General features: G+C 27.5%; 19 protein-coding genes. 15 read left to right on the forward strand and 4 right to left on the reverse strand.

All coding sequences use genetic code 11. From position 1 onward, the window contains the following. Window positions 1-18: 18 nt before the first annotated feature. Window positions 19-1,362, reverse strand: coding sequence for a VanW family protein (locus EJL03_RS00790; RefSeq protein ID WP_125152065.1), 1,344 nt, complete (start codon window positions 1,360-1,362; stop codon window positions 19-21). Window positions 1,363-1,491: 129 nt separating this feature from the next. Continuing rightward, on the reverse strand, window positions 1,492-1,983 hold the full coding sequence (locus EJL03_RS00795) for an FUSC family protein (protein WP_125152066.1): 492 nt from the start codon (window positions 1,981-1,983) through the stop codon (window positions 1,492-1,494). 400 nt (window positions 1,984-2,383) lie between these two features. Here EJL03_RS00795 and EJL03_RS00800 point away from each other — a divergent pair, with 400 nt between their 5' ends. The 11 genes from EJL03_RS00800 (at window position 2,384) to EJL03_RS00850 (ending at window position 14,324) form a co-directional block, all read left to right on the forward strand. Beyond that, window positions 2,384-3,127 carry a hypothetical protein gene (locus EJL03_RS00800; protein ID WP_125152067.1) on the forward strand — a complete coding sequence of 248 codons (744 nt, stop codon included), beginning with the start codon at window positions 2,384-2,386 and terminating at the stop codon, window positions 3,125-3,127. A 75-nt stretch (window positions 3,128-3,202) separates the two neighbouring features. Next, window positions 3,203-4,039 (forward strand): PRD domain-containing protein, encoded by an 837-nt coding sequence (locus EJL03_RS00805; protein ID WP_125152068.1) that lies wholly within the window; start codon window positions 3,203-3,205, stop codon window positions 4,037-4,039. A 162-nt stretch (window positions 4,040-4,201) separates the two neighbouring features. Next, window positions 4,202-5,644: a PTS transporter subunit EIIC gene (locus tag EJL03_RS00810; protein ID WP_125152069.1), complete on the forward strand. Its 1,443-nt coding sequence runs from the start codon at window positions 4,202-4,204 to the stop codon at window positions 5,642-5,644. Between the two features lie 38 nt (window positions 5,645-5,682). Next, on the forward strand, window positions 5,683-6,162 hold the full coding sequence (locus tag EJL03_RS16300) for a PTS sugar transporter subunit IIA (RefSeq protein WP_125152070.1): 480 nt from the start codon (window positions 5,683-5,685) through the stop codon (window positions 6,160-6,162). A gap of 159 nt (window positions 6,163-6,321) precedes the next feature. Beyond that, window positions 6,322-6,426, forward strand: a complete 105-nt coding sequence (locus EJL03_RS00820) for an HPr family phosphocarrier protein (RefSeq protein ID WP_164508964.1) — start codon at window positions 6,322-6,324, stop codon at window positions 6,424-6,426. Window positions 6,427-6,590: 164 nt separating this feature from the next. Next, entirely contained in the window at window positions 6,591-8,297 is a 1,707-nt protein-coding gene (ptsP, locus tag EJL03_RS00825) for a phosphoenolpyruvate--protein phosphotransferase (RefSeq protein WP_125152072.1), read from the forward strand. Between the two features lie 160 nt (window positions 8,298-8,457). Then, complete coding sequence (locus tag EJL03_RS00830) at window positions 8,458-9,492, forward strand: sensor histidine kinase (RefSeq protein ID WP_206427321.1); 1,035 nt, start codon at window positions 8,458-8,460, stop codon at window positions 9,490-9,492. A gap of 285 nt (window positions 9,493-9,777) precedes the next feature. After that, window positions 9,778-10,539 carry an ABC transporter ATP-binding protein gene (locus EJL03_RS00835; RefSeq protein WP_125152073.1) on the forward strand — a complete coding sequence of 254 codons (762 nt, stop codon included), beginning with the start codon at window positions 9,778-9,780 and terminating at the stop codon, window positions 10,537-10,539. Window positions 10,540-10,566: 27 nt separating this feature from the next. Next, window positions 10,567-12,456: an ABC transporter permease gene (locus EJL03_RS00840; protein ID WP_125152074.1), complete on the forward strand. Its 1,890-nt coding sequence runs from the start codon at window positions 10,567-10,569 to the stop codon at window positions 12,454-12,456. Between the two features lie 169 nt (window positions 12,457-12,625). Continuing rightward, window positions 12,626-13,516 carry a tetratricopeptide repeat protein gene (locus EJL03_RS00845; protein ID WP_125152075.1) on the forward strand — a complete coding sequence of 297 codons (891 nt, stop codon included), beginning with the start codon at window positions 12,626-12,628 and terminating at the stop codon, window positions 13,514-13,516. A 160-nt stretch (window positions 13,517-13,676) separates the two neighbouring features. After that, window positions 13,677-14,324, forward strand: a complete 648-nt coding sequence (locus EJL03_RS00850; RefSeq protein WP_125152076.1) for a TVP38/TMEM64 family protein — start codon at window positions 13,677-13,679, stop codon at window positions 14,322-14,324. A gap of 88 nt (window positions 14,325-14,412) precedes the next feature. Here EJL03_RS00850 and EJL03_RS00855 read toward each other — a convergent pair whose 3' ends face one another. Further along, a complete protein-coding gene (locus tag EJL03_RS00855) occupies window positions 14,413-14,796 on the reverse strand; it encodes a hypothetical protein (RefSeq protein WP_125152077.1) in 384 nt (127 codons plus the stop codon). Between the two features lie 169 nt (window positions 14,797-14,965). On the opposite strand from EJL03_RS00855, the gene EJL03_RS00860 reads away from it, so the two are divergent. After that, window positions 14,966-16,921 carry a DNA gyrase/topoisomerase IV subunit B gene (locus EJL03_RS00860; RefSeq protein ID WP_125152078.1) on the forward strand — a complete coding sequence of 652 codons (1,956 nt, stop codon included), beginning with the start codon at window positions 14,966-14,968 and terminating at the stop codon, window positions 16,919-16,921. A 50-nt stretch (window positions 16,922-16,971) separates the two neighbouring features. Next, the gene (locus EJL03_RS00865) at window positions 16,972-19,848 is read left to right on the forward strand and encodes a DNA topoisomerase IV subunit A (protein ID WP_125152079.1); all 2,877 of its coding nucleotides are present in this window, start codon (window positions 16,972-16,974) and stop codon (window positions 19,846-19,848) included. Between the two features lie 67 nt (window positions 19,849-19,915). Here the strand turns inward: EJL03_RS00865 and rocF are convergent, their stop codons facing one another. Beyond that, window positions 19,916-20,812 (reverse strand): arginase, encoded by an 897-nt coding sequence (gene rocF, locus EJL03_RS00870; RefSeq protein ID WP_125152080.1) that lies wholly within the window; start codon window positions 20,810-20,812, stop codon window positions 19,916-19,918. Window positions 20,813-20,978: 166 nt separating this feature from the next. Here rocF and EJL03_RS00875 point away from each other — a divergent pair, with 166 nt between their 5' ends. Both EJL03_RS00875 and EJL03_RS00880 read left to right on the forward strand, forming a co-directional pair. After that, entirely contained in the window at window positions 20,979-22,238 is a 1,260-nt protein-coding gene (locus tag EJL03_RS00875) for a sigma-54 interaction domain-containing protein (RefSeq protein ID WP_243108576.1), read from the forward strand. A gap of 240 nt (window positions 22,239-22,478) precedes the next feature. After that, window positions 22,479-23,183, forward strand: coding sequence for an MIP/aquaporin family protein (locus tag EJL03_RS00880; RefSeq protein WP_125152081.1), 705 nt, complete (start codon window positions 22,479-22,481; stop codon window positions 23,181-23,183). Window positions 23,184-23,538 lie beyond the last annotated feature (355 nt).

Raw genomic sequence — 23,538 nt, forward strand, 5'->3', positions numbered from 1 at the left:
CTAGATAGTTAGACGGAATTAATATTTTTTTGTACCCTTTATTATAATTTCATCTGAGCATTTATAAGTATCATTTGAAATAAGCTCCTTAGAAATTAGTTTATTATTTTTATAACCTATTAAGTAAACTTTAACTTTTAAACCTTGTACAGGGGATTGTACTTTTCTACACATATCATAAGGTAAGTTTTTATCATATTTGTATATTGTTTTAGGAGGTTTTTTTTCATAGACTTCATTTTTTAAAGTATATTTTATTTTATTTAAAGAAGAATTAGAGTAAATGTTAAAAGTTAATTTATTATTTTTTATATAACCCTCTATATAAATAGGAAAATTTAAAGTGTTTTTAAATTTATAATCAATTTCCTTTCCGGATACTGTGGCATCAAATCCTGGTTGGATGTAAGATGTAGTTAATGAATGGTTACTTCGTTCTAAAGACTTTATATTAAGTCTTATTATTGAATTATATAGTGTTGACGATACTTGACAGAGTCCCCCTCCAATACCTTTTGAAAGTTTATTGTTTATAATTATGGGGGCTTCTTTAAAACCTCTTTTTTCTGTTGTTTCTCCAACTGTATTATAGAAACTAAATGTATCTCCGGGCATTAATATTTTTCCATTAATTTTTGATGTGGCTAAAATTATATTAGTAATTCTTTCTTGAGAGGAAGAACCTAGATTAGTAGAAAAGGAAGACACTGTGGTATTAATTTTTGAAAGTTCATTTTTAGTTATGGATGGATTAAGTGTTTTTATTTGTGCATTTATTTTAACTTTATTCTGTCTAGCATGGGTTGACACTCTTGTTTTTATATCTTGAATCAGTTGTTTTTTATCAAGTTTTTTCCCAAATACATCATCTATAATGATGAGTTTACCTGGTGAAATTGACTTTATTGAAGCATTTATGGCTTGTTTATTTATATCTTTTTCTATTTTATTTACTAAATTTATTATTGGTTTATTATCATATCTGAATTCTACAGGAAAATTTTTTGAAGGTGATTTTATTAAAGTTCTAATTTTATTTAAAAGTGTTGAGTCTTTTCCATATAAGAAAGCTTTATTTACTGTAGATTCTAGATTATACTGAGGATTAAGCTTTGATAATTCAATTTCATATATTTTTTTATCAGCGTTTATTAAGAATATAGCATGACTATTATACTTCAAGTTTTCTTTTAATAATTTAATTCCGTCATCTTTGGTTTTACCAGATACATCTATACCATTAATAGAAACATTAGGATAAAATACATTACTCCATTTATTTAAATAAAAATAAGCCAAAATACAAGATAAAGTTAAAATAAATATTATTACCATGAAAATTAAGGTGTTGTTTCTTTTCATATAATCATCCCTTTATATATTAAAATAACAAATATCATTATATTGTTATTTTAAACATATAAACTCTAATTATTATGGTGGTTTAATGGTATAGCTTCATTAATAAACATTATTTGGAAATTTTTAAATTTATTTGGATTCACTTTTACAATTAGATTTAGTATATATTTTTGAATTTAAAATATAATCTGTGATTTTATCTACTAAAGCAGCTATAATTATACCTATAAAGGTGTTGATTATTCTATCTATAGCATACTCTTGAGAAGGAACACCTTTAAGATTTGTCATGATAGCAACAAAAACTATGCAACTTATAACAATGGAACTAGGATGTTTAAATAATCTACAAAGATATACTATAATTATAATACCTATACCACAATAGATAGCTGTATCTTTAAGAAAGAGATAGAATATAAGTCCCATTAAAGCTCCAATACACGTACCGAAAAATCTGTTTTTACCTGCTACACAAGTAGAGGAAACAGATTCTTTCATGCAAGATATAGCAGCTATACATGCATAGAAAGGATACTCTCTATGAAGTATATTAAATAAAACAATACATAAAGATACAGAAATAGCTACCTTGATACTATATGAATCTATCCTTTGCATGTAAAAATCCCCCCGAAGTATTTGTATTTATTATGCAATATTATTTTATCATAAAATATCATTTATTGTCTTATGATTATGTTACATATGTATTAACTTCATAATTATTAAGGCATAATATTAATATTAGGGGACAAGTTTAATTATGTATTATTTTATTATATAATAAATCATAATGAGTTATTTAATCAAGTTGAATTTTACGGAGATAATATAAAATATTTACTTTAAATAATAAAATTAGATATAATAAAATTTTAGTATAAAGAATATTGTAATTACTATATAAATAATAATTTAATATGAATATAAATATATATAAAGTTTAATATAAATAAAAAACTTTAGTATGAAAAATTATTTCATTAGTTGTAAACTTAATTATTAGGGGAGGATTAGGATGCTTGAAGAAAAGCTTATAGACATTATTAATACTTTAGATATATGTAACCTAGAGAAATCTAAAGAAGAACTAAAAAAATATATGTATTTACATCTATTGTCCTTAGATGATAAAGATGATTTATCTTGTGAAGAATTAGAAAGAATTTATTATATTATTTATGAAAGAAAAAGATTTAAATCGGAGAATAAAATAGGCACAGAGTTATTGCTTTTAGAGAAGTTTAAGAAAGCTTTTAATAGTTTTATATATGATTTAGTGGAAAGGGATTATTTATGGGATGCTATTGAGCTTACATCTAGTGTTTTAAAAGATACTGGAGGAATTTCGAGAAATATAAAACTTTTAGTTGAAAATAATAAACAGCAGGAATATTTATATTCTGAAATTTATCTTGAGGATTTAAAAAGAGAGTTTTATATTAATATAAGAAGGAAGGTATTATATAGTATATTTTCAGAAATGAATTTAGTTATGGGACTTATTTATTCTATTAGATTTGATATAGAAGAAAAATGTCAAGAACATGGGAGAATAGTATTATCTTTTTTAAAGGATTATAAAACAGAAAAAATTAAAAGTTTACACGAATTTAATAATGAGGCTCATACAAAAGAGGTAAAGAAGCTATTAAGTGAAGAATATTCATTAGAGCTTCAAAGAAGGATGTATCTGTGGGATAAGTTAACTATAGAATTAAAGGATCATTATTGTCTTGAAAAATTATATTTTGATGAATAGTGTTTATTTTCATATAATTTAAAAAAAACATGTTGAAATTTAGTAATAAATATTTTATAATATGAGGAGAGGGACATGATTGATGGATATAAGGTAATAAAGCCATTAAATAATAATGTAGTTGTTACTGAAAGATATAATAAAATATTTATTCTTTCAGGTAAAGGTATAGGATTTGGAAGAAAAAAAGGAGAAATTATATCGGAACAGGCAACTATAGAGCAAAAATTCATACAAATTGACGAGAAAGAAATAGATAGTTATAAAAATGTACTAGAAAATATTGATGAAGATATTTTAGCAGTAACAGAAGAGATAATTGATATGGCATCTAATAAACTAGAAGAAGAATTAAATTCTCATATCCATATTGGTTTAGCAGATCATATAAATTTTGCTTTAAAACGTTTAAAAGAAGGAATAGATATCATTAATCCTTTTTTATATGAAATTAAAACTTTATATAGTGATGAGTATGCTATTGGGGAGAAAACCTTAGAAATTATAAAGGAAAGGCTAAATGTTCAATTGCCGGAGAGTGAAATCGGTTTTATTGCTCTGCATATATATTCCGCTAAAATGAATGTACAGGTGTCAGATAGCCTTAAAATTACTAGAATAGTGAAAGAAGTAATTGAATTTATAAGTGATAGATTAGATATTAAATTAAATGATAAAACACTTGAATATTCTAGATTAATATCACATTTAAGATATGCACTATATAGAATAGACCATAATAAAAGCTTGGAGAATATGTTTTTACCCTCTGTAAAAAAGCAGTTAAAAAAGGAGTTTAAAATATCAAAGGAAGTATGTGAATTTATAGAAAAAAGATTAGAAAAGAAAGTACCAGAAGATGAAGTAGGGTATATTGCAGTACATATACATAGACTAATAGAATCAAATTGAATAGAAGCGTGTTACTGATACGATCAGGCATGAGCTTTATTAAATGCTATTATAGGCATTTTATAAGCTTATGTCTTTTTATTTGTTTAAATTTAAAAAAAACTAATAATTTTTCAAATTAATATAAAACTAAAGTAAGGAGTAGTAAAGGAGGATATAATTATGGCTAATAATAAAACATTTAAGGTATTACAAAAAGTTGGGAAAGCCGTTATGACACCTGTATCCGTACTACCTGCAGCAGGTATTTTAGTTGCAGTTGGTAGATGGTTAATGCAAAGTAGTGGAATGGTAAATTCTATTGGGCAGGTAATATATAATGGAGGCTTAGCGGTATTTGTAAATTTATCGTTAATATTCGCTGTAGGAGTAGCTATAGGGTTTACTGGAAATGTTGGCGTAGCAGGTTTAGCTTCAGTGGTAGGTTATGGAGTATTAACTAGTGTACTTAAAGCTATGGGTGGAATTTTAAATATTCAAGCTAAGGGCATAGAAAACATTGATATGGGAGTATTTGGAGGAATAATTATAGGTCTTATGGCAGCAAAAATGTATGAAAAATTTCACGAAACAAAATTACCTCCATATTTAGGTTTCTTTGCAGGAAAGAGGCTTGTGCCAATTGTAACAGCAGCAATGGCTATATTAATAGGAGTTGTTTTTTCATTTATATGGCCTCCCATTCAGACGGGGATAAATTCTTTTGCTAATTTTGCCACAGGGTCACCCTTTGGACCAGCAATATATGCAGCAGGAAAAAGAGCATTAATTCCTGTAGGATTACACCATGTATTTTATCCGCCATTTCTATATGAATTTGGCAGATTTTTAGATCCAGCAACAGGAGAGATGTTAAGAGGGGAAGCTGCTAGATTTTTTGCAGGAGATCCTACAGCGGGATACTTTATGGCAAGTGAATTTCCAATAATGTTATTTGGACTTCCAGCAGCAACTTTAGCTATGTATTTAAGAGCTAAAAAACAAAAAAGAAAAGCTGTGGCAGGTATGATGTTGACAGCGGCTGTAACTTCTATATTAACAGGTATAACAGAACCTATTGAATTCTCATTTATATTTTTAGCTCCAATTTTATATGTATTTCATATATTTGGGGCATTTATATCAGGGCTTTTAACTAAATTTTTTAGTATAAGATTGGGATATAGTTTTTCAGCTAGTTTAATTGATTATATACTAGGTATTTCTAACTCTCAAAATGGATGGAAGTTATTTTTAATAGTAGGACCTATAATAGCAGTATTATATTTTGTGGTATTTTATTATGCTATAGGAAGGTTTAATTACAAGACTCCAGGAAGAGAAGAGGATTCTGATTTGGAAGAGAATGTAGAAAAAAAATCATTAGATAGTTCCTCGAAGGCAGCAAAAGTTTTAAAGGCACTTGGAGGAAAAGAAAATATAGATAGTATAGATGCTTGTATTACTAGACTTAGACTTACAGTAAATAATACAGATAAAGTTGATAAAGAACAGTTAAAAAGGTTAGGAGCAGCAGGAACTATGGATGCTGGAGGAGGAAATTTACAAGTAGTATTTGGACCAGAAGCTGAAATGCTTAAGGATGAGATAAAAAAAATAATGTAGATAGATATACAAATTATTAATATGAAGGGAGCAATATAATGTTCAAGTTTTTCAAGAAAAATAAAGTTGTAAAAATAAAATCACCATTTATAGGAAGTTGTTTTAAAGTAGAGGAGATTCCAGATGAGGTGTTTGCATCAAATATGATGGGATATGGAGTTGGATTTTCATCTAAGGATGGAGTATTATATTCACCAGTAAATGGAGAGATAGTTCAGGTATTCCCAACTAAACATGCTGTAATTATTAGGTCAGAGGAAGGACTTGAAATATTACTTCATATAGGTATAGAAACTGTATCTATGAAAGGAGAAGGATTTGAAACTTTTGTTGGAGCAGGAGATAAGGTTAAAGTTGGAGATAAATTAGTATCTTTTAATTTAGATTTAATAAATGAAAAGGCTAAATCAGATTTAAGCCCTATGATAATCACAAATAAGGATATTATAGAAAAGGTAGAATTTAATTATGGAGAAGTAGATAAAGAGTCATTAATTGCTGAGGTTTGGTTAAAGTAATTTAGAAGGATTTTGAAACTATAATAAAGAATATATTAATAAAAAATAAAACTGGTATATATGCTAGGGTAGATATGAAGACAGTAAATAAAGCTTTAAAATTTAAGTTTAGTATAAAAGCAAATAATATAATGCTAAAAGTTTTGTTGGTTTATGTCTATGTCATGTACAAAAGGAGATGAAATAATCATTAAAAGTGAAGAAAATGATGAAAAAGAGGCTATTAATCAAATAGTAGATTTAATAGAAAATCGTATTAAGTGATTCTAAATTTATAATACGTATTTAAGCTACGGCTTCTCTATTTTGTAACTATTCTTATTTAGAGTATGAAAGTTATTATAATAAGGTAGTATTCATAGAGAGGATAGAAATGCTTGAAGGAATCCAATAAAAAAACACTGGATAATAAAGAGGGAGGATTTCAAATGTTAAAGGGAGTAAGTGCGTCAACAGGAATTGCTATAGGTAAGGCTTTAATATTAAAGGAACTGAATTATAATATACAAAAAAACAATGTGGAAAACGCAGAAAAAGAAAAGGAAAAACTAAATTTAGCTATAGATAGGGCAAAAGAGCAGTTAGAGAAAACTATTAAAAGTACAAAGGAAAAATTGGGGGAAGAAAAATCTAAGATATTTGAAGCACATTTACTTATGTTAGATGACCCAGAGTTTACAGGAGCTATAATTTCTAAAATAGAGGGAGATAAAATAAATTCAGAATATGCTGTAAAAACTACTAGTGATGAATTGGCTATGATATTTGAATCATTAGATGATGCTTACATGAGAGAGAGAGCAGCTGATATTAGAGATATAAGTAAAAGATTAATTAAAATATTAAATGGGGATGAAAGTTTATCCATTGAAGATATAGATCAGCAATGTATTATAATTGCCAATGATTTAACACCATCAGATACTGCTCAAATTAATAAGGATTTAGTTTTAGGATTTGGAACCCAAATAGGAGGAGTTACATCACATTCAGCAATAATAGCACGTTCTATAGGTATTCCAGCAGTATTAGGGGTTGGGGAAGATATTAAAACTATAAAAGAAAATGACATATTGATTCTTGATGGAGATAATGGAAATATCATAGTAAATCCTGCGGAGGATGTGCTAATTCAATATAGAGAAAAAATGCAGGAACAAAGAAAGTTTAGGGAAACTTTGTTAAAATTTAAAGAACAAGAGTCAATAACATTAGACAATAAAAAAGTTGAAGTTGTATCTAATATAGGTTCTATAGATGATGCAGAAAATGCTCTAAAAAATGGAGCGGAAGGAATAGGTCTTTTTAGAACGGAATTTTTATATATGTCTAAAGATAATCTTCCTACAGAACAGGAGCAATTTCAGGCTTATAAAGAGGTTTTGGAAAAACTAAATAACAAACCTGTAATAATAAGAACATTGGATATAGGTGGGGATAAAAAACTAACATATCTTCCTATAGGAGAGGAATTAAATCCTTTTTTAGGGTATAGAGCTATTAGGTTATGTTTAGACAGAAAAGATATATTTAAAACTCAATTAAGGGCTTTACTTAGGGCTTCTGTATATGGAAATTTAAAGATAATGTTTCCGATGATATCAAATATACAGGAACTTAGGGAAGCAAAAGAAGTGTTAGAGGAATGTAAAGCAGAATTAAGAAAAGAAAAGATAGAGTTTAAAAATGATGTACAAGTAGGAATAATGATAGAGATTCCATCAGCAGCAGTATCATCAGATATACTTGCTAAAGAAGTGGACTTTTTTAGTATAGGAACTAATGATCTTATTCAATATACAATTGCAGTAGATAGAATGAATGAAAGAGTCTCCTATTTATATGATTTTTTCAATCCAGCAGTATTAAAACTTATAAAGATGGTTATAGAAAATGGTCATAAAGAAGGTAAATATGTAGGCATGTGCGGAGAAATGGCTGGTAATAAATATTTAATACCACTTCTATTAGGAATGGGATTAGATGAATTTAGTATGAGTGCATCTTCTATACTAAATGCTAGAAGAATAATAAGTGAATCAAATTATAAGGAATGTATTAAAATAGTAGATAAAGTAATGGCACTAAGTACTTCTACAGAGATAAAGGAATACTTAATGAGCATAAGTAAATAGTTTTAAACACCTAAAGATTTTTTATAATAAGAAGTCTTTGGGTGTTTCTATTTAGTAGAGAAATAAATTTACAAAGTTTAAAATCTATAATAAAATGAAGAAAATAATAAGTAAGGGATATACTAAATGGTATAGTATTAAATTGGGGGAAAGAATTAAAATGAATATAAAGAAATATTTAATTGATAAAATATATTTAATTATATTTTTTGTTGTATTAATGATATTTGTATCTTTAATGGTTTATTTAGATGGAACAGTTAAGGTTCAATTAGCCAATATTATATATATGAATTTTGTATCCTTGTTTCTATTCATTTTTTATTTATTTATAGATTTTTTTAAGCGTAAAAGATATTACAATGCTTTGAATTATATTATAGAAAATGTTAATGAAGATATTGTTAGTGCCCTTCCAGAGGCAAGAAATAATGAGGAGAAAATATATAATAACCTCTTTAAAAAACTATTTGAAGAAGAAGCTATTAAAATCCATAGATTAAATAATGATAGAAGGGAAAATTCAGAATTTATAACAAGTTGGGTACATGAAATAAAGACTCCTATAGCAGTTACTAGACTTATAATTGAAGATTCTATGGATAAATCTAAGGAAGAGATATTAGATAGTATAGAAGATGAAATAAATAAGATAGATGGATATGTAGAGCAAGCTTTATATTATTCAAAAATAGATGATTTTTCTAAAGACTATTTTATACAGGAAATAAATTTAGATAAAAGTATAAAAGAAATTATAAAAAAACATGCCAAAACCTTTATTGGAAAGAAAATAAAAGTAGAGATAGGTGAAATAAATATAGAAGTGCTTACAGATAAAAAATGGATAGACTATATAATAGACCAGATTTTAAGTAATGCATTAAAATATACTAATGTATCTGGTAGTATAAAAATTTATACAACGGAAGATAAAAAAGAGAAAAGGCTTATAATATTAGATAATGGAAATGGTATAAAAAAGGAAGATATAAATAGAGTATTTGAGAAAGGTTTTACAGGACACAATGGAAGAGAGAATGTTAAATCTACTGGAATGGGTTTGTATTTATCTGATAAGTTAGCTAAGAAATTGGGTCATTATATTAGTATAGAGTCAAAGTTTTATGAGTACACAAAAGTTATAATACATTTTCCCAAACTTACAAACTATTATAGAGTGTATAAAAAATAAATTATAAACTAAAAAGCTGTTGAAATATATTATTTTCAACAGTTTTTATTTTTAAAGTTAGTATTTAGAAAATATATAAAGGTAATAATATATATAATGTTATTTGTGACGAAAATGTAAGGAAATATATTAAATTGTAAGTTATATAAATGGTTTAAGTGGGTATAAAAAATTATAATTTAAAGTGTAGTTTTAGTTCCATACGGTCAATGAATTAAAAAATTGATGAAACTTATATAGAAGTATGTCTAATACTCAAAAAGGATTTTAGGAGGATTATTTAATATGAAAAATGTATTAGTAATAAATAACTTAAGAAAAGTATATGGAAAAAAAGGAAATATGTATACAGCTTTAAATGATGTTAATTTTGAAATAAAAGAGGGAGAATTTGTTGGAATAATGGGACCATCTGGGGCTGGGAAAAGTACACTTTTAAATGTAATAGCTACAATAGATACTCCTACTTCAGGGAACATTATTGTAGATGGCAAAGATATAGTGAAAATGAATGAAAATACTTTATCAAATTTTAGGAGGGAAAAATTAGGGTTTATATTTCAGGATTTTAATTTATTAGATACTTTAAGTGTAAGAGAAAATATAGTTTTGCCATTAGCACTTTCTAAAATTAAACCTAGTTTAATAGATAAGAATGTTTTAGATATAGCAGAAAGTCTTGGAATAAAAGATATATTAGAAAAATATCCATATGAAATATCAGGAGGTCAAAAACAAAGAACAGCGGCTGCAAGAGCTATGATAAATCATCCAACATTAATACTTGCAGATGAACCTACAGGTGCATTAGATTCAAAGTCTTCTACAGAACTTTTGCAAAGTCTAAGTGATATGAATGAAAGCGAAAATGCAACAATAATGATGGTAACACATGATGCATTTGCCGCTAGTTATTGTAAAAGAATCTTATTTATAAAAGATGGGTCAATTTTCACGGAAATTGTAAGAGGTGGATCACGTAAGGAGTTTTTCCAAAAGATTTTAGACGTACTATCTACTCTTGGTGGTGGACTAAGTGAAATGTAGTATTAATTTATATAAGGGGGTAGAACAATGAATCTATTTGAAATTGCCACAAGAAATATAAAAAGAAACTTTTATAATTATTTCATATATTTTACATCAATAGTATTTAATATAATAATATATTATACATTTTCAGCCATAAGATATAATCAACAGGTGCAACAAACCGCTGGACAATCTATAAAAGTGGCAGCAGGCTTCAAAGTGGCAGCTATAATAATAGCAATATTTGCTACTATTTTCATATGGTATTCTACATCTTTTTTCTTAAAAAAGAGAAAAAAAGAAATCGCACTATATTCTCTTTTAGGAATAAAAAAGAAAGAAATTGGAAGAATGCTTTTCTATGAAAATATAGTTATAGGATTTATAGCATTATTTGTAGGGATAATACTTGGAAGTATATTCTCAAAATTTTTTATAATGATACTTATAAAGTTTATGGAAGTTAATATATCCATAGCATTTTCTCTAAGTCTACAGGCTATTTTAAATACAACTCTTGTTTTCGGTATATTATTTTTGTTAACGTCCATTCATGGATATAGCATAATTTATAAATATAAATTAATAGATCTTTTCAAGGCAGAGAGTGTAAGGGAAAAAGAACCTAAAGTTTCTATTGTGTTATCAGTAATTTCATTGTTAATTATTGTGCTAGGATACGTAGTGGGACTTAAAACAGATAACGGTAATTTTTTATTAAATGTGTTATTAACAACGATTTTGGTTATAATTGGAACATTTGGTTTCTTTAACTATTCTTTAGTATACTTTATAAAAAGGTCAAAGAAAAATAAAGAAAACTACTATAAAGGTATAAATATGATTAGTACATCTAATTTATTGTATAGAATAAAAGGCAATGTAAGGACTTTTTCTATAATATCTATTTTAAGTGCCACTACATTGACTTCTTTAGGTATAACATATAATCTTTATTCAGGAATAAAGGAAGCAGGAGCAGTACAATATCCTTATACATTTGCTTATATAAATAGTAATGAAAAAATAGATGAAAAGGTAGAGGATATAATAGCTAAATATCCAAGGAATAAAAAGGTATTATCTTCTGAAGCTGAATTCATAAAAGTAAATTCTGTTAAAGCTGTAAAAAATAAAAATGGGATATATTTAATATCGGAAAGTGAGATTAATAGATTACTTAAGGAAAGAGGAGTTAAGGAAAAATTCTCTATAAAAAATGATGGTGAAGCTATAATATTAGAAAACTATAGAGATGATAAAAATTATCAAAATAATATTGAAGAGATACTTAGTAATGGTAAGAAGTACAGTTTTAGAGTTGTAGATAAAAGCAACTATTCTCCATTAAACTATTTCATGATAGGTACTAGTTTTATAGTAAAAGATAATATATATAATAAACTATATAATGAAAATCAAGTATTACGAGGGAAAGGTTATATATTAGAAAATAAGGATAATACAAAAGAATTAATATTAGATTTGGTAAAAAATTTACCACAAAATATAGAATTATCCTCTTACTATGATGAAGCATTTAGCATTGTATCAGGACTAGGAATATTTATGTTTGTTGGTGTTTTTATAGGGCTAGTATTTTTAATCTCCACAGGTAGTATAATTTATTTCAAGCAGCTTATGGAGGCAAACGAAGATAAAAAAAGATATAATATATTAAGAAAAGTTGGAGTAAATAAAAAAGAAATAAGAGCTTCTATAGCAAAACAAATATTTATAGTATTTTTTATTCCATTAGTTCTAGGAATAAGTCATAGTAGTGTTGCTATAATTATGTATAAATATTTATTTAATGCTGAAGTTTTAAAACCCACATTAATAATAATGGGAGCATATACATTTATATATTTAATATATTATATTTTGACAGTAAATTCTTATACAAAAATAGTAATGGAAGAAAGAAATTAAAGATTAGATAAGATATGGTTTTTATTATGCAGATTAATACCTGTATGATAAAAACCATATAATTTTATTAATATTTATAAATTTTCACTATAAGTTGTAATAATGGCTTGGATTAATGTAATATATATGAGTAAGATAAAATAATGTATTCAAATGGGGTTGGAACTTTATGAACAATAATTATATGATGAAGAACTATAAGAATATAGCTAATAATTTTAAAGAAAATAAACAATTAATAAAAGCAATTCAATTTTACCGAAAAGCTTATAAATATGATGAAGGTAAAAGAGATATAGAATTACTTATAGATATGGCAATTATTTATGATGAACTAGGTAGTTTTAAAATGTCTTATGAAAAATATTTAGAAATTTTGAAGATAAAAGAAGATGAGAGAGCTTATTATGGTATTGCTATTTTGTATGATGGTTTAAGGGAATACCAAAAAGCTATAGAATTTTATAAAAAGGCCATAAGTTTAAATCCATTTTATTATGAGGCATATTTTTTTATGGCAAATACATATGATGAATTGGGTAAAAAAGAAAAGTCAATTAAATACTATAAAAAAGCATTAGAAATTAAGCCTTTAGATTTTTGGGGACATGCAAATTTAGGTTGTATATATGAAGAATTAAATAAGAATGAATTAGCTTTAAAAGAGATGAAAAAGGCCTTAGAGATTAAAGAAAATCATTATATGGCTTTATTTAACATGGGAGTAATATTAAAAAAGATGGGGGAGTATAAAGAAGCTATAAAGTATTATAAAATGTCTATAAATGAAAATAAATATTATGGATATTCATTTTTGAATTTAGCAGTTTTATATAAGGAGTTAGATGATCTTAAAAAAAGTATTATAATTATAAGTCAGGGCATAGAAAATAATCCTAAGGAAGGTTATTTATATTATAATAGGGCATGTTTTTATGTTCATGAAAATGATATAAAATCTGCGGTAAAGGATATGAGAATAGCTATAAAGCTCTACCCTGATTTTAAAGAATATATGAAAGATGATGAGGAACTTAAACCTCTACTGCATTTAATATAAGAATTAAAGACCAATGGATTTTAGTCTAAGGTCTTTTATTTTATATAAGATTTCACCTTAAATCTATATGAATAATTTTTTATACTATTGTTAATAAGATGTTAAATTGATACAATCTATATTGGACAAATTATTATTTATATACTAGAAAGGAGTTAGTATGAAAAAAAAGAGTATATGGAAAATAGTCATTTTAATTTCTATAATAATATTTATAGTATTTATTGTTACAAAACATGGAGTTGATTTTAAAAATATTAACATAAAATCTCTAACTCATTTCGTAAGAAGAAGCGGAAAATATGCGGCAGTATGCTTCCTTATAATATGCGGATTGAAACCAATAGTACTTTTTATCCCAGCAGCTATGTTATCTATAGTAGCTGGAATTATATTTGGTCCTGTAAAAGGGTTTATATTAAATATGGGAGGCTTTTTTTTAGCAGGAACTCTTGCATTTTATTTATCTAGATTTTTAGGTAAAGAGTTTGTAGATAGGATTCTTAAAGGAAAAGCACTTAAAATAAATAATAATTTAGAAAAAGATGGATTTAAGGTGTTGTTTTTATTAAGACTTCCACCAGTACTTCCTTATGATCCTTTGAGTTATACTTGTGGTCTAACTAAAATGAAATACTCAGATTTTATATTGGCTTCATTGTTAGGGGTAGTACCTGAAACTTTATGTTATTCACTAATGGGGAAAAATATAATTAATCCATGGTCACCTAAGTTTATAATCCCTTTATGTTTTATAATCATTGCGACAGTATCATCAACATACTTTTTTAAAAAGGCAAATTCATAAAAATACATAAAGTTAAGAGTAATAGATGAATACTTATAAAAGGTTTTATCATTACTCTTAACTTTTACTTTAAATTACACAATAAAACTTACTCTAAGGATTTTTTACTGGGTAATAATGCGGCTGCAAGTCTTATAACATATCTTATACTATCATCTGATATAGAACTTTGTAAATTTAATGCATTAATAGCTTCCTTAGCCATTTTTAAAGCTTTTTCCTCTTTTATTTCATTATCCTCATCTTTATAATTAGACTCTACATAATTTACAGCTGTAGAAATTGCTCTAAGAATATTTTTGGCATTTTCAGGAGTAGCCTCATCATTACTTAAAGTATCTAATAGTATATATGCTACACCAAAGTAGTCATCTTTTATTGAGACGTCTTTATCTTTTAACAAATATACTAGATATCCTATTCCAACTACTAGAAATGCTATTAATACATATTGGAGAATTATAGAAACCATCAATTCATCTCCTTTCCAATGTCTTAATATTTGTATATGCAATATAATAGAAAAATGAACCTTTTAGAATAAATAATTATTTTAATTATATGAGAACATTTGTTTTTATAAAAAATATTTGATATAATCTTAATCTGTGATAAAAGTTTGTAAGTAGAGGAGGATTTATATGATTAATGAAATAGATAAAAGCTCCTTATATGATGTAACAGCTCTTACATCTCTTGAAAAACTAGAGCCTGTACGTATAAGACCTGGAATGTATATAGGTTCTACAGGTTTAAAAGGACTACATCATTGTATATGGGAAATACTAGATAATGCTATAGATGAGATTTCTAATGGATATGGTGATACTGCCACTATAATTTTGAATAAAGATAAAAGTGTTACTATAAAAGATAATGGTAGAGGTATTCCAACGGGAATACATCCTATAAAGAAAAAATCTGGAGTAGAGATGGTATTTACTGAATTACATACTGGAAGTAAGTTTGATAACTCTGTTTATAAGACTTCAGGAGGACTTCATGGTGTTGGAGCTTCGGTGGTAAATGCTCTTTCTAATTGGCTTGAAGTAACAGTGAGGCAGGATGGACATATATATAGACAGAGGTTTGAAATGGCTTATGATAAGTCTCTAAAAAGGGAAATGCCAGGTACGCCTGTAACTAGTTTAAAGATAGTAGGAAAAACAAAAGAAACAGGTACAGAAGTTACTTTTATGCCAGATAAAGATGTTTTTTCAACTATAGAATTTAAATTTGATATAATAGATGAAAGACTCCAAGAATTGGCTTTTCAAAATAAAGGCATAAAACTAAAATTTATTGATAATAGAAAAGAAGAGGTTTTAGAAAAAGTATATCATTCAGAAAGAGGACTATTAGATTTTATAGATTATTTAAATGAGAGCAAAACTGTTCTTCACAGTGAAGCTATATTATTTGAAGGGGAGAGAGAAGTAAATAATATAAAATTGTACGGTGAAGTGTGTGTTCAGTTTACAGATTCAACTACAGATTATATAGCAAGCTATGTAAATAATATCCCTACTACTGAGTCGGGTACTCATGAAACGGGGTTTAAAACTGGGATGACCAGGGCGTTTAAGGAATGGGCTAAAAAACTTAATCTTATTAAAGAAAAAGATAAAGAGTTTGAGGGTGATGATTTAAGAGAAGGAATGACTGCTATAATAAGAATTAAATTAACGAACCCTATTTTTGAAGGACAGACTAAGACAAAGCTTGGAAATAATGAAGCTTATGCAATGATGAATGATTTAGCTTATACTAAATTTTCGGAGTGGATAGAGGATAATAAAGATATAGCATCATCTATAATAAACAATGCATTAGATGCTGCGGCGAGAAGAGAAAAAATAAAGAAAATAAATGATGCAGAAAAAAAGAAAATAGGAAAGGGTACTGCTCCTCTTGCAGGAAAGATAGCGGTTTGTACATTAAAGAACACATCATTTTCTGAATTTATAGTAGTGGAGGGGGACTCTGCTGGTGGTTCAGCAAAACAAGCAAGAGATAGAAGATTTCAAACTATAATGCCTTCAAAGGGTAAAATAATGAATACGGAAAAACAAAAGCTTGAAAATGTGTTAAGTAGTGAAGAATTAAAAATATTTAATACAGCTATAGGTACTGGTGTACTTGATAATTATAAAGAAAAAGATCTAAAATATAATAAAATAATAATTCTTTCCGATGCAGACGTGGATGGTTACCATATTAGAACATTATGGATGACTTATATATATCGATACATGAGATCATTAATTTCCAATGGGCATCTATATATAGCACTTCCACCACTTTATAAAGTATATAAACAAAGTAAAAGTAAAGAAACTGTAAAGTATGCTTATAGTGATGAAGAATTAGAGAAAGTAAAAAAAGAAGTTGGCAAAGGATGCCTAATACAAAGATATAAAGGGCTTGGAGAAATGAACCCTGATCAACTGTGGGAGACTACATTAAATCCAGAAACTAGAACGCTACAAAAAATTACTATAGAAGATGCTTCGAAAGCCGAAAAAATGGTTTCGTTATTAATGGGAGATATAGTAGAACCCAGAAAAAACTATATGTATAAATATGCTGAATTTTAGGCTGGAAGTATTTCCAGCATATTATTTTTTACTTGGAGGTATTAACTACAATGGCTAAAAAATTTGATATTCCAAATGATAAAAATATATTAGAAGTACCTATTGAAGAAGCCATGCCAGAAAATTATCTTCCTTATGCAGTAGAAGTTGCTAAGGATAGAGCCTTACCAGATGTTAGAGATGGTTTAAAGCCTGTACATAGAAGGATAATTTATGGAGCTTATAAATTATCTGCTTTCCCAGATAAACCTTATTATAAGTCTGCTAGAATAGTGGGAGATATATTAGGAAAATATCATCCGCATGGAGATACTTCAGTATATGATGCAATGGTAATACTTGCACAGAATTTTACTACTAGAAAACCTATAATAGATGGGCATGGAAACTGGGGAAGTCAGGATGGAGATAGTGCAGCCGCTATGCGTTATACAGAAGCTAGATTAACACCTATTGCCTTGGAAATGATAAGGGATATTGATAAAAATGTAGTTGATATGGTAGATAATTATTCTGCCTCGGATAAAGAGCCAGAAGTGCTTCCGGCAAGATATCCTAATATACTTGTAAATGGAGCATTTGGTATTGCGGTAGGACTTGCTACAAATATACCGCCACATAATTTAATAGAGGTTATTGATGCATCATTAGCTTATATTGATAACAATAATATAACTACTAAAGAACTTATGAAACATATAAAGGGGCCAGATTTGCCAACAGGAGGAACTTTAATAGGGAAAAATTCGTTACTACAAGCTTATGAAACAGGTGTTGGAAAAGTTACATTAAGAGCTAAAACTAGTATTGAAACATTAGAAAATGGAAGGTTTGGAATAATAATAAAAGAATTTCCTTTTAGGAGAAATAAGTCTAAAATTTTACAAAGTATATCTGATATGACTGGAGATAAAAAACATTCTAAAGCTTTAGAATCTATTAGCGACATAAGGGATGAATCAGATAGAAATGGAATTAGGGCAGTTATTGAATTTAAAAAATCAGTAGATAATGATACTGTTTCAAAAGTACTTAAATATTTATACAAAAAGACGGAGCTTCAATGTAACTTACCTTTCAACATGGTAGCTATAGCTAATGGAAAGCCGGAGACTTTAAGTCTTAAGTCAATAATAGAGTATTATATTGAACACCAGAAAGAAGTGGTTACTAGAAGAACCGAAACTCAACTTCACATTGCAGAAAAAAGATTTCATATTGTGGAAGGCTTTATAAAAGCTATAGGAATTATGGATGACATAATAACCACTATAAGAAGTTCAAAATCTAAAAAAGAAGCTAAAGAAAATATTATGAAAAAATATTCATTTAGTGATATTCAGGCAGAGGCTATATTAGACCTTATGCTTTATAAACTTACAGGGCTTGAAATAAAGGCATTTGAAAAGGAGTATAAACACCTTGAAAAAGAGATAAAAAAACTTAGAAAAATATTGGAAAATAAGAAAGAATTATTAAAGGTAATCAAAAGTGAACTTGAAGAAATAAAAAATAAGCATGGAGATGCTAGAAAAACAGCAATAGTTGAAGATGACTCTAAGGCTAAAATTGACATAGAGGAGTTTGTAGTAGAAGAAGATGTAGTAATTACAGTTTCAAATGAAGGGTTTACAAAGAGGGTATCTTTAAAGTCTTATAATCGCTCTAATGCTAATATAGAGGATATAGAATATAGAGAGGGAGATTTCAATAGATTTTTAATCAATAGCAATACAAGAGATACATTAATGATTTTTACAGAGAAAGGCAATATGTATCAGACAAAGGTTATAAATATACCTGAATTTAAATGGAAAGAAAAGGGTAAGAGGTTAGAGGAAATAATAAAAGGTATAAATTTAGAGGAAGAAAATATTGTAGATATATATTCTATAGATAATATTGTGGCTCAAAAAGATTTTATATTTGTTACAGCTAATGGTGGAATTAAAAAAACTAGTTTAGATAAATATAATACTAATTATTCTAAATACATGGCTTTAAAACTTAAAGATGGTGATAAATTAGTAAAGGTTAATCTTTTACAAAAAGAGAGAGAAGAAAAGTTTATAAAGATAAAAACCAAATTAGGATTAGAGTTTGTTTTAGAAGAACCTATATTAGAAAATATGGATAGAAATATACTGCCTATTACAGTAGCCAATTTAGGAAATAAGGATTTTATAAATTATGTTAATTTTATAGAAGAAGGGGTATTTAAAGAATTTACATTACAGTGGAATAAAAATGGTAGAATAAAACAACTTCTAAAGGTAAGACAGAATAAGAAAGTGGGTAATATAACTACGAATACTCATGAAGATTTACTTATATTTTTGGATAGTGGCGATGTAGTAAAGATACCTTCATTAATATTTACTAATATAGAGAATAAAGATATCAATTTAGAAGATTTAATAGAATATCAAAGTGAAAAAACTAAAATTCTTAATATAATAGCAATAAATAATAAAGATATTGAAGAAATATATTTCTTTACTAAACATGGATTAGTGAAGAAAACGTTGATAAATGAGTTTTTAGGAGATTATTTAATTACTACTGCATATAAATTTAGAGGAGATGACCAATTAATATCTGTTCAAGTTAGTAAAGAGTGTGAAGAGTCAGATATAATTATGATAACTAAAAGAGGTATGTGTATAAGATTTAATAAAAATTTAGTAAGTGCTATGGGACGAATAGCTTCAGGTGTTACTGGGATAAGTGTTAAAGATGATGATGAATTAGCCTATGTAATTATTGCTACAGATAATATAAAAGGTTTTTTAATAAAAACTAAAGAAAAAAATTCTAAGAAGATATTATTAAAGGATATTAAAAGGCAAAATAGAGCAGGTAGAGGTAATAATATAATGATGGTAGCAATGGAAGACTATATAAAAGAAATAATCTTAAAAGAATAAATTTTAAAATATATAAAGTCTGTGTAAATCTAAAAAGATAGATACGCAGACTTTATTTTAAATATAATTATTTTAAATATTTAAAAGTCCAATCCAATAAGTCTATGCAAAGGTCTGAAGTTATATCATCTTTATCTAAGACAGGGTTTAGTTCAACAAAGTCCATAGATTTGACTAATTTACTTTCGGCAATACACTTTAATAATGTTTTAGCTTCACCGACAGTCATTCCTTCTTTAACCGGAGTACCAGTGCCAGGTACAAAGTTTGAATCTATACAATCGATGTCGAAACTTAAATGCACAGTAGATATATTTCTCTCTTTAAGTGTTTTTATTATATTAGTTATTACTTTTTTCATACCAGCTTCTTTTACATTTTGTGTTGAATAAACATTAAGATGGTTAGTTAAAATAAGGTCAGATTCACCTTTATCTAAATCACGAGCTCCTATAATAAACACATTTTCCATTTTAACCTTTGTACCATGAAAATATAAGTCAGTTAAATCTTCATAACCTACACCCATAGCGGAAGCAAGTGGCATTCCATGTACATTACCAGTTTCAGTAGTAATGTGAGAATTTATATCACCATGAGCATCTACCCATATAACTGCAAAGTTTTTATAGTATTTGCTTACGCCTGAAATACTTCCAAGACCTAAACTATGATCCCCACCTAAAACAAGAGGAAAACTTCCAGAGTTTAAGGAGGTATATACCTGATGAGCTAGGTTCGTATTTACTTCTACTATAGGTTTTAAATATTTCATTTTTGGATGAAAAGAAAATTTATGATTTTCTTTTACTGAAGGTACAAATAAGTCACCTAAATCATAAATTTTATGATATTTACCTAGGATATTTAACACATTTTTTTCTCTTAGTTTTCTAGGACCTAAATCCACACCTTTTATATCTGAACCATAAAATATTGGAACGCCTATTACGTTTATGTCCATTTAATTACCCCCTTAATATGATATAATTTTATAGTACGATAAAGAATTATATAACATATTAAAAAAATATATAAGTCTTTTTTACAAATGCAGATTATTAAAAATTTTCATACTTATTATTTGCTTAAAGTGACTTTTTTATATATTTAGGTTTGGAGGGTTAAAAGTGAGCAGAAATAATGAGTTACAGGATATTATGGATTTACTTAAAAAATTAGAAGGTAAAAAATATGGTATATGTATTAGAGATACAGAAGGTATTATAAAGTATATAAATAGTATATATTTAAAGAATATAAATTGTGAAGCTGAAAGTTTTATAAAAGGTGATAAAAAAGAGTCAATTTTAAATGAGAGGGATTGTTATTTAAAACAGAAAACTATAAAAGAGAATAATGTATGTGAAAAAGATCCTTTTATAAAATTTATTGGTAAAAGCGATAGTATAAGTGAAGCATTAAATATAGCAACTAAGGCGTCTAAGGGGAATTCTAACGTAGTTATTTTTGGAGAAAGTGGAACTGGAAAGGAACTTATAGCTGAAGGAATACATAAAGGAAGTTACAGGGCAAATGGACCTTTTATAAGAGTTAATTGTGCAGCTATTCCATCTAACCTTTTGGAAAGTGAGTTGTTTGGTCATGAAAGAGGGGCTTTTACAGGTGCCATAAGAAAAAAATTAGGCAAATTTGAACTTGCTGAAAATGGCAGCATATTTTTGGATGAAATAGGAGATTTAGAAAAGAGCTTACAGGTGAAAATTCTTAGGGTTATACAAGAAAAAGAGTTTCAAAGAGTAGGCGGAGAAGAAACTTTAAAAACAAATGCAAGGATTATAGCCGCAACAAATAGAAATCTAAAAAAAATGGTTGAACAGGGTGATTTTAGAGAAGACTTATATTATAGACTAAATGTTATTCCAATACAGCTGCCTCCTTTAAGAAATAGGAAGGATGATATTGAATTATTAATTGATTACTTCTTAGAAAAGATGAATTTACAATTAAATAAAAATGTAAAGTTTATTACAGGTAGAGCTATGAAAGTATTTATGAATTACAATTGGCCAGGAAATATTAGAGAATTAGAAAATATTATAGAAAGGATTATGACTCTTATAGATGAAGATTACATAGACATTCATCATATCCCTAAAGGTATATTAGAGCAGGATAAAACTTTTATAAATGAAAATGATAAAAGTAAGGGTGGCATAAATAATATATTAAGTATTTCAGCTAAGGATGAGATATTACCCTTAAAAGTGTATGAAAAAAAGATTATAGAGACTGCTTTAAAAAAATATGGAAGCTTTAATGCAGCAGGTAAGGCACTTGGAATAAGCCATAAAACTGTAGCTGCAAAATCAAGACAATATGGAGTAGAGAAGCAAGTTATATGGGACAAAAGAAATAAAGTTAAATAACCTGGTAAAAAAGAACAAGTTGGTCAAAATTACCAATAAGATTATGATATTAGGTAATTTTGACCAGGTTTTATGAAATGCTTTTCTTAAATATATTTCAGAAAAATCTGCAAATTCAGACGGGAACTATATGTGGTAGTTATTGGCATATTAATGGCATAGTTATTGCTAATATAAAACATAGGAGTTGTAACCGGTTACCCAATTCCTACTTAACAAAAACATGGGGGGTATTTTTTTATGTCAAGTTTTATGGGTGAATTAGTCGGAACTATGCTACTAATACTACTCGGTGATGGTGTTGTTGCCAATGTTGTATTAAACAAAACAAAGGGACAAAGTTCAGGATGGATTGTAATTACTACAGGTTGGGCTATTGCAGTTGCAGTACCAGCGTTTATTTTCGGTACTATAAGTGGTGCACACTTTAATCCAGCTCTAACAATAGCACTGGCAGCTATAGGGAAATTTCCAGCAGCTGAAGTTTTTTCTTATATAGTTGCACAGATGATAGGTGCTATCATAGGAGCCTTTTTAGTTTATCTTATGTATTGTGATCATTTTGATGCAACAGAGGATCCTAATTCAAAACTTGGAGTGTTTTGTACAGCTCCAGCTATTAAAAATACATTTATAAATTTTATGACAGAAGTAATTGGTACATTTGTATTAGTATTTGGAATACTTGGTTTTGGACTTCAAAAGGCAGCAGACGGTGTAGGTACATTATATGTTGGTCTATTAATATTAGTTATAGGTGTTTCACTTGGTGGACCAACAGGATATGCTATTAATCCAGCAAGAGACTTAGGTCCAAGGATTGCACATGCAATATTACCAATAAAGGGAAAAAGAGATGCTGACTGGGGATATGCATGGGTTCCAGTTGTAGGGCCAATAGTTGGTGGACTTATAGCTGCATTTTTATTTGTAGCGTTGTTTTAATAAAGTATAGACAATGTCTAAATTAAAGGAAATTATTTCTAAATTGAGCAAATGAAATATGAATAGTATTAACACATGTGGATGTATATGAGCGGAAATCTAATAATTATCTAAAATAAAAGTATTTTATCTTAGATAATACAGCATTTATACTAATAAAATTAATTTATGTGTATAAAAATTCACAGTGCACAATTGTGCATAGGATAAATTTATTATATAATTTTAATGGCAGTTGTGCATTGTGGGTTTGTATGTTTAGTTATTTATAACAGTTAATTCTGCTTTAACCATTAGAAAAACGTATATAAAGCCCAATTTAGTTTTATATATAAGAAAGAAGTTATAATTAAAG

This window comes from Clostridium rectalis (genome assembly GCF_900626095.1).
In the GTDB taxonomy this organism is placed as follows: domain Bacteria; phylum Bacillota; class Clostridia; order Clostridiales; family Clostridiaceae; genus Clostridium_AS; species Clostridium_AS rectalis.